Below are 13,937 nucleotides of genomic sequence, written 5' to 3' on the forward strand. Positions count from 1 at the left end.
GTACGACAAACGTGAGTTCTACGGTAACTTCACTCTATTTAGATAATAAAGCAAATTAACAAAATAATGAGAGAGCTATTCACCAGAGTAGCTCTCTTGTTATTATTTCGTAATTTGTATTTCGTAATTCGTAATTCGTAATTCGTAATTCGTAATTCGTAATTATTTTGTACCTTTGCCGCCAAAATGATTTTTTATTATGACGGAACACGAGCTGCTAAAAGCCCGTTGGGAGGAAATTGTGCAACGCCTCTCCGATACTTTTACAGAGGGTGAAACTCTGAATGTCGATGGTATCATCTATCTCATTGGAGTACAAGAACTCGGACAAATAGGTCGCCCTTACGCCAAAGATGAAAAAGTAGACCTAATGCACATCGCTATTTGTAAACTCCTTGAACCCTTTGGTTATTATAAATATGAATTTACTGACCCTGATGGTTGGCCTCATTATAGTTTAGTACAAGAGCTCCCCGCTCTCAAACCTGGAGAACAAACCATACTGATGAAAAAAGCCATTGTCCAATACTTTTTGGATAGAGACTTTTTTTCTAACGACTAATGACTAAACGCTAACAACTAAATGAAAAAAGTAGCATTCTATACTTTGGGTTGCAAACTCAACTTTGCCGAAACTTCTACTATTGCACGTAGCTTTGAAGAAGATGGCTATATTCGTGTTGATTTCGACGACCCTGCTGATATATATGTGATTAACACCTGCTCGGTTACCGAAAACGCCGACAAACAGTTCAAACAAATTGTACGCAAAGCACTGAAAACAAACCCTAAGGCATTCTTGGCGGCAGTAGGTTGTTATGCTCAATTAAAACCAGAAGAACTCGCTTCAGTAGATGGAGTTGATTTAGTATTAGGTGCCAAAGAAAAGTTCAATATCACTCAATATATTGATGACCTCACCAAAAACAACGAGGGCATCGTGCACTCCTGCGAAATTTCCGAAACCGATTTCTATGTCGGAAGTTATTCCATTGGCGATCGTACACGTGCTTTTTTGAAGGTGCAGGACGGTTGCGATTATAAGTGCACTTATTGCACTATCCCAATGGCACGTGGTATTTCGCGAAGTGATACCATCGAAAATATATTGAATAACGCTAAAAAAATATCCGACAAAGGTATCAAAGAAATTGTGCTTACGGGTGTGAATATAGGCGATTACGGCAAAGGAGAATTTGGTAATAAAAAACACGAACATACCTTTTTAGAATTAGTGCAGGCTCTTGATAAGGTCGAAGGTATCGAACGCCTGCGCATTTCCTCTATTGAACCTAATCTTATCAAAGACGAAACTATCGACTTCATAGCACAGTCTAAAAGTTTTGTACCTCACTTTCACATTCCATTACAAAGTGGTAGTAACGATATATTAAAAAAAATGAAGCGCCGCTATTTGCGTGAACTCTATGTAAGTAGAGTCGCCAAAATACGTGAAGTGATGCCTGATGCTTGTATCGGGGTAGATGTGATTGTAGGTTTCCCTGGCGAAACCGATGAACATTTCTTAGAAACTTATCATTTTCTAAACGAATTAGATATTTCTTACTTGCACGTATTTACTTATTCCGAGCGTGACAATACCGAAGCAGTACTTATGGATGGTGTAGTCCCCGATGCAGTACGAGCTAAACGTAGCAAAATGTTACGCGGATTGTCAGCTAAGAAACGCAATGCTTTTTATGAGAGTCAGTTAGGTAAAGAAAAAACAGTCCATTTTCGAGAGCGACAACAAGCAGGGATACATTCACGGGTTTACCGAGAATTATGTAAAAGTAAAAGCTCCTTGGGATCCTGCTTTAGTGAATACCCTCCACAAAGTAAAACTTACCAAAATAGATGTAGACGGAATGGTGCGCTTTGAGTTTGTATAAGTAGAACAAAGAAATTTAAAAATAATAAAACAACAATGGTACACTATAAAACAGAATTAATGTTAGAATTCCCTGGGTTTGTACTCTTCGATCCAGTAGTACTACAAGAGTTCCTACTCGAAAAAGGTATAGAAGATAATGATTTACTGAAATACTTCATCAATAACCCTGCAATAGGAGAGGAAAGTATCCAACGAGGAATATTACTACCTATCTATAATATAGAACCTTTTGATTATGAAATACTCATAAATACGACCTCAAAAAGTGAAATCCCTACCGATTGGGTAGTTTTTAAAAATGAAGTCTCATTGCCTCTACAAGTAAAAAGCGGAAGATTAGCTGTGGAAGATATCTTTATGATTATGAATTGGGATTATGAAAGTAATTATTCCGATTTTGCTACAGAAAAAAGTCTAAATCCTCAACCTAATGTAGAAGGAGGAGAACTAAATGGAGATACAGGAGATAGATTTGATATTCCAGCAGGTAATTATGGGGTAAAAGTATTAGGCTTTTTAGATGTAAATGAGCCTGATATTTTTGAGAGTAAGTGTGGTTATGAATTGTTTTTTGAAAAGATGGATACTTTGCCTATGATTCCTGAAAACATAAATGTAGATAAGTTGGATTATAAAGTAAAAGTAATATCTGAAAGATGAAAATCCTTTTAACAATTACCCTATCTCTACTGCTTTTTTCCTGCGATAACTCCGTTATAGGCTTCAAAAAATCTTGCAATGCCGATACTGCAAAGCAAACAGTTGCCGAATTAGCAGAAGTAAAAGCTAAAATAAAGCAATTAGAAACCCTTGCAGGGAATAATCCCACTTATTGGGTGCAGGATAGTGTGCAAAGAGATAATAAAACCTATTATCGTTTGCAACTACTCAACAAATTGTCGTATACCGATGTACATCTCTATACTTTTGCAGTGCCAAAAGATGATTGTAAACAGGTGTTTTGGGAACAAAAAAAAGGGACTCTATTACCTTATGCCGAAATGAAAAAACTAACTGAGCAAACAAAAACTCAGCAAAAGCAATTCCCCGATTTTTTTAAGCAATTCACTACTGATATGGCTTTTAGGCAGCAGCACTTAGCTGAACCGCTCTTGCGCTTATTGAGGCAGAATGACGACAGTGTACTTCTTACCGAAGAAGAACTCCTTACCGATGAGTTCAACGAATTACAAACATATAACTTTAGTTATTATCCTGATAGTGTGTTGTGTGAAAACACTGAAAAATCAATAACACTCGTCTTTATTCCTATAGGAAACACTTGGAAACTTACTCAAATTTGGCATTAAAATGGATGATTTGATTCAATTTTTATCACAAATCGACCAGATTTATCTCTGGGATTTAATCGGAACGACTGTTTTTGGTGTTTCGGGCGTATTGCTGGGCTTAGAACGCCGTATGGATATCTTTGGAATGCTCATCTTAGCCTTTGTAACAGGAGTAGGAGGGGGAACACTCCGCGATATTATGATAGGTAGTGTACCCGTATTTTGGATGAATAACCTCACTTATATATTGATGATTGTCATTAGTGTTGTGATTACCATTCTCTTCAAAAAGCAGTTTTCAGAACACTGGAGCAAATCACTGATGTTATTCGATACCATTGGGTTGGGGGTCTTTACAATTATAGGGATAGAAAAAGCCCTGCGTTTTGGTTTATCGCCTACCATCGCTATTATTCTGGGTACGATGACGGGTAGTTTTGGAGGAGTCATACGTGATATCTTAGCCAACAAATTGCCTGCCCTCTTTCATAAAGAAATTTATGCAACCGCTTGTATTGCAGGAGGTACAGTCTATTTCCTTATCGATGATTTTGTCAATCACAACTTAGTTGTATTCATCACTATAATGGTAGTAATTGCTGTGCGATTGCTATCGGTAAAATACCATTGGGAACTGCCAAAATTCTAATTCCTAATTCCTAATTCCTAAAAAAAACACATAAAACCTTGTGTATATAAACATTTTGTACTATCTTTGCAATTTGAAATTTTAGATTAAATATTTTTAAAAATGAATATCAACAGAGAGCAAGTAGATGCTTTAAATGCGATCATTAAGATAGCAATTGAAAAAAACGACTACGCCGATAAAGTAGAAAAAGTACTAAACGATTACAGAAAAACCGCTTCTATCCCTGGATTTAGAAAAGGTCACGTACCTGCAGGTATGATTAAAAGACAGTACGGCAAAGCTGTAAAATTTGACGAGATCAACCGTGTGTTGCAAGACTCGTTGTACAAATATATAAACGACGAAAAACTCAATATCTTAGGAAATCCACTGCCTAAAGAAAAACAAGATATCAACTTAGATGCCGACGATTTTACTTTCGAGTTCGAAATTGGCTTAGCTCCTACTATCGAAGTGAATTTAAAACCTAAAAAAGCTATAGTTCGCTATGAAATAGAAGTAGCCGATGACCAAATCGATAAACAAGTAGAACGTATCCAAAAACAATTTGGTAAACTCGTTGCTAAAGGTGAAGTAATCAACGATGATAGCCTTGAAATTACAGGTACTTTCTTCAACGAAGAAAAATCTATCGATTCTCAAGCTACTTTCACTTTAGAAGAACTTAGTGATGCAGCACGCAAAGAGTTCATCGGTAAAAAAATAGGCGACCAATTCCAATTGCAAACTAAAGGTTTGTTCAAAGATGCTCATAGTCTAATGCACTACCTCAAAGTATCTCACGACGAGGCTCACCACTTAGAGGTGGAAGTTACTTTCACTTTGGAAGAGGTAAACGAACGTCAAGGCGCTGCTTTAGATCAAGAGTTGTTCAACAAACTCTTCCCTGATGGAAGTGTAACTACTGAGCAACAATTGCGCGACAAAATAAAAGAAGGCGCTCAACACCAATACAACGAGCAAGCCGACCAGCATTTCCTCAACACAGTTACCGATTATTTAGTAGATAATACTAAGTTTGACCTCCCTGAAACTTTCCTTAAAAAATGGTTGCGTACAGCAGGTGAAAAAGAACTTACCGAGCAAGAAGCTGAAGAAGAATACAGCCGTTCAGAAAAAGGTTTGCGCTACCAACTTATCGAAGGTAAAGTGTTGGATGAAAATAACTTACATCCTAAGTTCGAAGAGTTGAAAGATTTTGCACGTGATTATATCAAAGGTCAATTAGCTCAATATGGTATGCCTACCGATGACGATAGCTATGTAGATGGTATCGTTGATCGCGTATTGCAAAACCGTGAAGAAGTACAACGTATTCAGCAACAATTAGTATTCAAAAAACTCATCGACTTCTACAAAGAAAATGTTAAAACAGAAGTTAAAAAAGTAACATTTGATGAGTTCGTAAAAATAGCTTTCCCTGAATAGTAATTTTTGCAAAATACTATAAACCAGTCCAAAATTGCTAATGATAAATACTATTGTTGTATCTTATTTGGCAATTTTGGACTACATTTATTAAAAATGAAACAAACAATTCTCAACCGACTACAAGCCCTTGGCGATGATATTAGTAAACTAAAGATAACCATAGAAGAACTCATCAATATTTTAGAAAATCAATATTTTAGAAAAATATAGATAAATTATAACCTAATCACCACAACACTAAAAACTAATGACTAACAACTAATAACTAAACAAATGAATTTAGCAGACGAATTTAAAAAATACGCAATTAAACAACACGGAGTAAACAGCCTTTACTACGATAAAATAGTAGGTAGTATGACTCCCTATATTATGGAAGAACGCCAGCTAAACGTAGCTCAAATGGACGTTTTTTCCCGCTTGATGATGGATAGAATCATCTTCCTTGGCACTGATGTGAACGATCAAGTAGCAAATATCGTTACCGCTCAATTGCTTTTCTTGGAAAGCGTGGATAGTGCCAAAGATATCCAAATCTATATCAACTCTCCCGGTGGTAGCGTATATGCAGGATTGGGTATGTACGACACTATGCAGTTCATCAAACCCGATGTAGCCACTATCTGTACAGGTATTGCTGCTTCAATGGCTGCTGTATTACTATGTGCAGGAGCTGAAGGTAAACGCTCAGCTTTGCCACACTCTCGTGTAATGATTCATCAACCCTCAGGAGGAGCACAAGGAGTAGCCAGTGATATGGAAATTAACCTCAAAGAAATGTTGAAACTCAAAAATGAACTCTACGAAATCATTGCCAAACACACTAAGCAACCTTTTGCTAAAGTGTATAAAGATTCTGAACGCGACTATTGGATGATAGCCCGTGAAGCTAAAGAATATGGTATGATCGACGAAGTATTAGAAAGAAAATAATGGCTAAAAAACAAGTAGAATATTGTTCGTTCTGCGGTCGTGCAGAATCTGAAACCGAAATGCTCATTCGCGGTATGGCTGGTAATATATGTAATTATTGCGTTGAACAAGCCAATCTCATTATTGAAGAAGCATTTGGTAGTAAAGCTCAAAAAGGTAAGCCTGTAGTATCAGGTGATATGACCCTCAAAACACCTCAAGAAATCAAACAATTCCTCGACCAATATGTGATAGGTCAGGATTTTACTAAAAAAATCCTCTCTGTGGCGGTCTATAATCACTACAAACGCCTACAACAACCCGATGCAGACGATGAGGTCGAAATCCAAAAAAGCAACGTCATTATGGTTGGCGAAACAGGTACGGGTAAAACCTTGGTGGCCCGTACTATTGCCAAAATGCTCAACGTGCCCATTGCTATTGTTGATGCTACAGTACTTACTGAAGCAGGATATGTGGGCGAAGATGTCGAAAGTATCCTATCTCGCCTCTTACAGGCTGCCGATTACGATGTAGAGAAAGCCGAACGTGGTATCGTTTTCATAGATGAAATTGATAAAATTGCCCGCAAGAGCGATAATCCTTCTATCACTCGTGATGTATCGGGTGAAGGGGTGCAACAAGCATTGCTCAAACTCTTGGAAGGATCAGTGGTGAACGTGCCGCCTAAAGGCGGGCGCAAGCATCCCGACCAAAAATATATTGAGGTAAATACCGAACATATTTTGTTTATTGCTGGAGGTGCTTTTGATGGCATCGAACGCGTTATTTCTAAACGTCTCAATATGCAAACAGTAGGTTACAACTCGTCCAAAAATACACAAGTCGATAGGAAAAATTTGGTACAGTATATCATCCCCAAAGACTTAAAAGATTTTGGTTTAATCCCCGAAATTATAGGTCGTTTACCTGTGCTAACCTATATGAATCCATTGGATAAGCACGCTTTACGTATGATTCTCACCGAACCTAAGAACGCCATTATCAAGCAGTATAAAAAGCTCTTTGAAATGGATGGTATTAAATTTGATATAACTGAGGAAGCTCTCAATTTTATCGTCGAAAAAGCCTTAGAGTACAAACTCGGTGCACGTGGCTTACGTTCACTATGCGAGAATATTCTCACCGACGCAATGTTCGAACTCCCTAATTCAGGAGTTAAAGAATTGATAGTTACTGAAGAATATGCGGAAGAAAAACTCAATAAATCAACTTTGCAAATTGCTTCCTAACTCTTAACTCTTACCTAAATAACAATGGAAAAAACACAAATCATCCGCAATAGCCTACTAAAATCCGTTTCCTACGAAACCTATCGTAATCTAATAGATAAGTACGAAGCCGAAGGTAAATCAAGTGGGGAAGAACAGACCGAAGAGCGTGTGTACTACACAGCTCTTAACCAAAAACGCTACAAACGTTTGGATAAAACTATAGAGATACCCGAAGAAAAAGCACAATTCTTTATAAATTATCCTAAAAGTATTTGTTTGTTAGTGATTACTGAAAGTTGGTGTGCCGATGCAGCTCAAATTGTACCTGTGGTACATAAAATAGCTGAACTCAACCCTAAAATTACTATGAAACTCGTTTTTAGAGATGAAAATGAAGCTTTGATGAACCTTTTTCTTACCAATGGCGGTAAAGCAATTCCTATAGTAGTGTTTTTAGACTTAGAGGATAAGGTACTAGCACATTGGGGATCTCGCCCATCAGTCGCTACCAAAATGGTAGAAGAGGAAAAAGCTAAAAATGGCAAACTCTCTCCTGAGTTCAAAGAAAACCTACAAAGATGGTATAACCAAGATAAAGGTGCTACCATTGTAGATGATTTCAAAAAGATTTTAGAAACTATATAATAATAATTTTAATATGAAAAAACTTACGTTTGTTGCAATAGCAGCTTTTGCTTTCTTTTCAGCTACTGCCCAAGAAGAAACTTCTATGCGTACTACTACACGTACTACTACTCAAGTAGCTCCTGTAGAAGCAGTACAAGAAGAAAAAATCCCCACTACTCTGTCTGAACAATTTCAGTATATGGTAGATAGATCAAACTCTTATGAGAGATTCAAACTGATTGACAAAACTAAATTAGCTACCTTTCAACGCAGTATGAACGATAGTATCAACAGTGTGAAGTCTCGACTTGAAGCTGAAAAACAAACCGTAAAAACACACGAAAATACTATCAAAACCCTCAACGATAATATCACAGAGCTACAAACAGCACTTGATGAAACTAAAAACCAGAAAGATAGTATGAACTTCTTCGGAGCTTTGCTTTCTAAAGGGCTCTACAATACTATTATGTGGGGAATTGTGGTTGTTTTGACAGTATTGCTTGTTTTCTATATCTATAGATATGCTAACGGAAATGTAGTTACTAAAAAATCCATCAGTGACTTAGCCGAATTGCAAGAAGAGTACGAAAACTATCGCAAAGCAGCTATAGAACGCGAGCAAAAAGTGCGTCGCCAGTTGCAGGACGAAATAAATAAACACCGTTAAACCAATGCGTCTTGATATTATATCGGTAGTCCCTGAAATAATGGAGAGCCCCTTTGCCTACTCCATTATGAAACGTGCTATTGATAAACAATTAGTGGAAGTGCATTTCCACAATCTACACGACTATGCTAATAATGCTTATCGTCAAGTAGATGATTATCAGTTTGGTGGAGGAGCAGGAATGGTGTTGATGATAGAACCTATCGATAAGTGTATTTCAGCCTTAAAAGCCGAAAGAGATTATGACGAGGTGATATTCCTCACCCCCGATGGCAAAACACTCCAACAAAAGATGGCTAATCAGCTCTCGTTAGCTGAAAATATTATCATATTATGTGGGCACTTCAAAGGGGTAGACCAGCGTGTGCGTGATCATTTTATCACTAAAGAAATCTCCATAGGAGACTATGTGCTTTCAGGGGGAGAATTAGGAGCTGCTGTACTCTGCGATGCAATCATTCGCCTCATACCTGGTGTCCTCTCCGACGAAACTTCAGCTCTCACCGATTCATTTCAGGACAATCTGTTAGCACCCCCCGTCTATACACGTCCTGCTAACTACAAAGGTTGGGAAGTACCCGAAATCCTTACTAGCGGTAATACACCTAAAATAGAACAATGGCGGGAAGATATGGCTTATAAACACACTAAAGCCAAACGCCCTGATCTGTTGAAATAACAAAAGAATAACTTAAAAATAATCCTTATGAATAGAAACTTAGCTTACACTTATGGAGCTTCCGATGTATCTCTTTTAGGAGAAACAATCGACCAGAACCTCCGTCGAACAGTAGAAAAATTTCCTCACAAAGAGGCGCTTATCTCTGTACATCAAAACTATAGAGTTACTTACACCGAGTTTTATGAGCAAGTAACAGCAGTAGCCAAAGGGCTCATCGCTTTAGGTGTAAAGCCAGGTGATAGAGGAGGTATTTGGTCTCCTAACTGCTATGAGTGGACACTCTTGCAGTATGCTACTGCCAAAATAGGCGTGATAATGGTGAATATCAATCCTGCTTACCGTACCAGTGAACTGATTTATGTGATTAATCAATCCGGAATATCATTTATTTTTGCAGCTCCTGAATTTAAGAGTAGCAATTATAAAAAAATGATTGACGATGCTCGTGAATTTACTGAAACCCTTAGAAAAGAGGTCTATTGGGGAGATAGCTGGCAACGCTTCTTAGAGAATGGTAAAAAAGTTACAGACGAGAAATTACTTTCTTTTGAAGAAAAAGTACAGTTCGACGATCCTGTAAATATACAGTATACTTCAGGTACTACGGGCAATCCTAAAGGTGTTACACTTTCCCATCACAACATCCTCAATAATGCCTATTTTATAGGCATCCGTATGAATTATACCGAGAAGGATAGGGTGTGTATTCCAGTGCCTTTTTACCATTGTTTTGGGATGGTTATCGGGAATCTTGCTTGTACAGTTCACGGAGCTACAATGGTAATCCCTAATGATAGTTTCGATGCTACCAAAACTCTCGAAACGATAGAAAAAGAAAAGTGTACATCGCTCTATGGAGTGCCAACAATGTTCATTTCTGAACTTTATATATTAGACAAACATCCTTACGATTTGTCAAGTTTGCGTACAGGTGTAATGGCAGGAGCTTTGTGTCCTCCCGAGATTATGAAACGCGTGAAAGAGCAAATGAATATGCACGAAATCACGATATGTTATGGTATGACCGAAACATCTCCCGTATCTACACAAACCAAGATAGGGGCGCCTTTTGAGAAACAAATTCACTCAGTGGGGACTATCCACGACCATTTGGAAATTAAGATTATCAACCCCGAGACTAAAGCAATTGTAAAACGAGGAGAAAATGGTGAACTCTGTACGCGTGGCTATTCGGTGATGTTGAAGTACTGGAATAGTCCGCAGGCTACACAACAGGTAATAGACGAACAACGCTGGATGCACTCTGGCGATTTAGCGATGATGGATGAAGATGGTTATATCCACATTTCAGGTCGTATCAAAGATTTGATCATTCGCGGTGGTGAGAACATTTCTCCTAAAGAAATAGAAGACTTCCTCTATACGTATGTAGGCGTAATGGACGCTCAAGTGATTGGGGTACCAAGTAAGAAATACGGTGAAGAGGTAATGGCTTGGATCAAACCTAAAGAAGGAGTTATCCTCACCGAACAAGAACTTCACGATTTTTGTAAGGGTCGTATTGCCCACTATAAAGTACCTCGTTATTGGAAATTTGTAGACGAATTTCCAATGACTATCTCGGGTAAAATACGCAAGGTGGAAATGCGTGAAATATCTGCAAGAGAACTTGGTTTAGATACCGAAGAAGAATTATAGATAAAAAGGATCAATAGTTTTTGTAACTAAACTATTTGCTATCAAGAGTTGGTTTTCTGGTAAAGCCAACTCTTTATTTTTGGTAATCAAATCATCGGTTTGAGCTATGAGAGCATAGAGATAATCGGTGATAGAATACACCCAGCAGCTGATTGGTATTTTGGCAATAGCGCGCAATTGGCGGAGAAATGCAATCATTTCAAAACTATTCGCAGGACTATCTACTAAAATGCGCAGTTTGTCGTTAAAAGATAATTCTCTGATAAAATCTTGTTGAGTACTATTTTCTAAAAGAAGGGAAGCAGGAATATAAACGTATGTCTCTTCACGAGTAAGCACTTGAGGTAATTCCTCTAAAGTACTAACTACCATTAGTTCATCGGTGATAATGCGCAAAGGGGGCACTTCTTTTAAATACCCCATTACGTGAAATCCGCGTTCATAAGGTGGTATGCCAGCTATGGCATTATGCGTTTCTGTCATAGTCTTCTTGTTTTAAGCGTTTTTCAAAAGGTTCCCACAAGCGTTTGAGCTCTAATACTTCAGATGATTTTTTTTTGCTAAAAGGATAGAAATCCCAATCTTTACGGCTGTATAAATCTATGGCAGGTAAAGAAGCGCACTGCTCATTAAAAAGTGCTTGCTCTCGTTGTGATTTCTGTTTTATGTCCTTTATCAAGCTAAAGTTTTTTGTGATAGCAGAAAGTCCCCCTTTTTTTGTAATCTGCTCTAACATTACAAGGGCTTTTTTGTACATTTCATAACTGAGACTTTCTATAGCATACATTCCATTAAGCAGAGTAGCGTTGCGTGTAGCTGTGATGTTTTGAATGGTTGTTACATTCGCTTTTTCAGTATTTAGGTTGTTATTTTTAAAGAAAAGAGGATTTTTAGGCAGTAGATAATCAGCACCTCCTAACACGGCAGCTTCATAAGCTAATTGTACATAGTTTTCGTTGTATGATGATTTCAGTAGCGATAAACCTCTACTTGATACTTCAGCGATGAGGCAAAGGGGTAGGGTAGGGAGTTGTTCATTTAGTAGCCTGCGAAAAGCACGCAATTTGGCTATTTCTAATAAAAAAGTACCTCCCACTGCGACTTTTACATTGAGTACATCAGCAGTGTGAGGATTTTCTTTGATTTGGGCTACCCCAAAGGCAATTTGTTGCACCATTGAGGCGCCTGCTTTTTGGTAAATTGTAGTATCAATAGCAAATGAGTTAGTAAATAAACACTGCAAGTTTGCAGGTAGCCATTCTTCTACTTCTTTTTGAGTAAATTTAGGATGTATATCCAACAAAAAGAAAGATACCGATTGCTCTTGCCAAAAAACAATACGCTTGAGTGTTGCTTCTTTATCAGATATGAAAAGAGGGACAGCTACTTGCGTTTTAGCGTTGATAGCATAAGGACTTTTTACATTTTCAGCGGTGTAAAACGGTAAAATAGGAATATCTTCTGCTGAAGTGAATATAAGCGACTCATAGTCTCTTCCCTCCAGCAGATATTGCAATTGTTGTTTCCATTGTTTTGCAACGATATCCATTTTTATTTACCTATTACTTGTTACCTGTTACTTGATTATCATCCTTTTGCTTTTTCGTTAGGGCGCAATACCATACGATAAGATTGATCTTTACTGATGTAATAACCTATCCAGTTGTACAAAGCTCTCATTTTGTTGCGGAAGTTTACCAGCGACATTATGTGTATAAATGCCCAAATAGCCCACGCTACGAAGCCTTTGAGGAAAATGTGTTTAGGCAAATCGGCGACGGCTTGGTTACGACCAATGATTGCCATTGAACCTTTATCGACATAACTGAAGGGAGTAGGGTTTATAAAATCTTTATTGAAGTTTTTTCCTAAGTTGTTAGCTTGTTGTATGGCTACTTGTGCGAGCTGAGGGTGACCTTCAGGGAAATGAGGGTCGGCGGTCATAATGGATGAATCGCCGATTGCATAGATGTTCTCGAAGCCTTCCATTTTGTTGTAAGCATCGGTTTTCATACGTCGTCCACGACCCAAGTATTGTTTGTCGTCAATACCTTTGAAGGTTTTAGCTGAAATCCCTGCTGCCCATATTAGGTTACGAGCATCGAGCACTGTACCGTCCGAAAGGTATACTTCGTCATTTACAAAATCGGTTACCTGTACTCCTAATTTGAGTTTTACCCTTTTTTAAGCAAGGACTTTTCGGTATATGCTTGAGCTTTTTTGCTCATAGGAGCAAGTACGGTGTTTTGTCCGTCGATGAGATAAATATCACCTAAATCGTCATAAGTAAGCTCAGGGTAATCCTTGCGCATAATGTTCTGTTTCATTTCAGCAAAGATACCTGATAGCTCTACCCCAGTGGGACCTGCTCCTGCAATAGCAAAAGAGAGTAGCTTACGGCGCAATTCTTTATCCTCAGTACGGGTAGCGCGCTCCAAACGGGTGTATACTAAGTTGCGGAGCATCAAAGCATCACCTACAGTTTTCATAGGCATAGCTTTTTCTTCTACATTCTTGTTGCCAAAGAAGTTAGATTCTGCCCCTGTAGCCATTACCAATATGTCGTACTGCAATTCGCCATTGCTCAAAATAATTTTGTTTTCTGAAGGAACAACTTCTTGTAAGGTAGCCATCCTAAAACGTGCATTTTTATACTTTCGGAATAAGCGACGGAAAGGGTAGGAGATAGATGACGGCTCCATAAATCCTGCTGCCAATTGGTATAATAAAGGTGGAAAGAAGTTGTAGTTATTCATATCCACCAAGGTAATTTTATATTTTCCAGAACGGTTCAACACTTTTACTAACTCTAAGCCAGCAAAGCCACCGCCTACAATTACGATATGTTTTTTGTTTTCCATAATAATTATTGTTAATTAGCCG

The 13,937-nt window shown here is 38.0% G+C and carries 13 protein-coding genes and 2 pseudogenes; 12 read left to right on the forward strand and 3 right to left on the reverse strand.

All coding sequences use genetic code 11. The features are described from left to right. The first annotated feature begins 199 nt into the window (after positions 1-199). The 12 genes and pseudogenes from HMPREF9073_RS12625 to HMPREF9073_RS12680 all read left to right on the forward strand — a co-directional run bounded on the left by HMPREF9073_RS12625 (position 200) and on the right by HMPREF9073_RS12680 (position 11,054). On the forward strand, positions 200-562 hold the full coding sequence (locus tag HMPREF9073_RS12625; protein WP_009414173.1) for a hypothetical protein: 363 nt from the start codon (positions 200-202) through the stop codon (positions 560-562). 21 nt (positions 563-583) lie between these two features. Continuing rightward, positions 584-1,892, forward strand: a pseudogene (gene mtaB, locus HMPREF9073_RS12630) (tRNA (N(6)-L-threonylcarbamoyladenosine(37)-C(2))-methylthiotransferase MtaB). Positions 1,893-1,927: 35 nt separating this feature from the next. Further along, complete coding sequence (locus tag HMPREF9073_RS12635; RefSeq protein WP_009414175.1) at positions 1,928-2,554, forward strand: hypothetical protein; 627 nt, start codon at positions 1,928-1,930, stop codon at positions 2,552-2,554. Continuing rightward, positions 2,551-3,204, forward strand: a complete 654-nt coding sequence (locus HMPREF9073_RS12640) for a DUF4348 domain-containing protein (RefSeq protein WP_009414176.1) — start codon at positions 2,551-2,553, stop codon at positions 3,202-3,204. Before HMPREF9073_RS12635 ends, HMPREF9073_RS12640 begins: the two co-directional genes overlap by 4 nt. A 1-nt stretch (position 3,205) precedes the next feature. Continuing rightward, positions 3,206-3,835, forward strand: a complete 630-nt coding sequence (locus HMPREF9073_RS12645) for a trimeric intracellular cation channel family protein (protein WP_009414177.1) — start codon at positions 3,206-3,208, stop codon at positions 3,833-3,835. A gap of 102 nt (positions 3,836-3,937) precedes the next feature. Further along, the gene (gene tig, locus HMPREF9073_RS12650; protein ID WP_009414178.1) at positions 3,938-5,266 is read left to right on the forward strand and encodes a trigger factor; all 1,329 of its coding nucleotides are present in this window, start codon (positions 3,938-3,940) and stop codon (positions 5,264-5,266) included. 276 nt (positions 5,267-5,542) lie between these two features. Then, complete coding sequence (gene clpP / locus HMPREF9073_RS12655) at positions 5,543-6,202, forward strand: ATP-dependent Clp endopeptidase proteolytic subunit ClpP (protein WP_009414179.1); 660 nt, start codon at positions 5,543-5,545, stop codon at positions 6,200-6,202. Then, complete coding sequence (gene clpX, locus HMPREF9073_RS12660; RefSeq protein ID WP_009414180.1) at positions 6,202-7,434, forward strand: ATP-dependent Clp protease ATP-binding subunit ClpX; 1,233 nt, start codon at positions 6,202-6,204, stop codon at positions 7,432-7,434. Before clpP ends, clpX begins: the two co-directional genes overlap by 1 nt. A 24-nt stretch (positions 7,435-7,458) precedes the next feature. Further along, positions 7,459-8,061 (forward strand): thioredoxin family protein, encoded by a 603-nt coding sequence (locus tag HMPREF9073_RS12665; RefSeq protein ID WP_009414181.1) that lies wholly within the window; start codon positions 7,459-7,461, stop codon positions 8,059-8,061. A gap of 13 nt (positions 8,062-8,074) precedes the next feature. After that, complete coding sequence (locus tag HMPREF9073_RS12670; protein ID WP_009414182.1) at positions 8,075-8,713, forward strand: hypothetical protein; 639 nt, start codon at positions 8,075-8,077, stop codon at positions 8,711-8,713. 4 nt (positions 8,714-8,717) lie between these two features. Continuing rightward, positions 8,718-9,392 (forward strand): tRNA (guanosine(37)-N1)-methyltransferase TrmD, encoded by a 675-nt coding sequence (trmD, locus tag HMPREF9073_RS12675; RefSeq protein ID WP_009414183.1) that lies wholly within the window; start codon positions 8,718-8,720, stop codon positions 9,390-9,392. Between the two features lie 27 nt (positions 9,393-9,419). After that, on the forward strand, positions 9,420-11,054 hold the full coding sequence (locus tag HMPREF9073_RS12680; protein ID WP_009414184.1) for an AMP-binding protein: 1,635 nt from the start codon (positions 9,420-9,422) through the stop codon (positions 11,052-11,054). Here HMPREF9073_RS12680 and HMPREF9073_RS12685 read toward each other — a convergent pair. The 3 genes and pseudogenes from HMPREF9073_RS12685 to HMPREF9073_RS12695 all read right to left on the reverse strand — a co-directional run bounded on the left by HMPREF9073_RS12685 (position 11,049) and on the right by HMPREF9073_RS12695 (position 13,915). Next, positions 11,049-11,537 carry a hypothetical protein gene (locus HMPREF9073_RS12685; protein ID WP_009414185.1) on the reverse strand — a complete coding sequence of 163 codons (489 nt, stop codon included), beginning with the start codon at positions 11,535-11,537 and terminating at the stop codon, positions 11,049-11,051. The two genes, HMPREF9073_RS12680 and HMPREF9073_RS12685, sit on opposite strands and share 6 nt — an antisense overlap. Then, positions 11,521-12,603 (reverse strand): methylmalonyl-CoA mutase family protein, encoded by a 1,083-nt coding sequence (locus HMPREF9073_RS12690; RefSeq protein WP_009414186.1) that lies wholly within the window; start codon positions 12,601-12,603, stop codon positions 11,521-11,523. Before HMPREF9073_RS12690 ends, HMPREF9073_RS12685 begins: the two co-directional genes overlap by 17 nt. A 38-nt stretch (positions 12,604-12,641) precedes the next feature. Further along, a pseudogene (locus HMPREF9073_RS12695) lies at positions 12,642-13,915 on the reverse strand (NAD(P)/FAD-dependent oxidoreductase). Positions 13,916-13,937 lie beyond the last annotated feature (22 nt).

The sequence above is a fragment of the Capnocytophaga sp. oral taxon 326 str. F0382 genome, from assembly GCF_000318295.1.
Classification (GTDB): Bacteria; Bacteroidota; Bacteroidia; order Flavobacteriales; family Flavobacteriaceae; genus Capnocytophaga; species Capnocytophaga periodontitidis.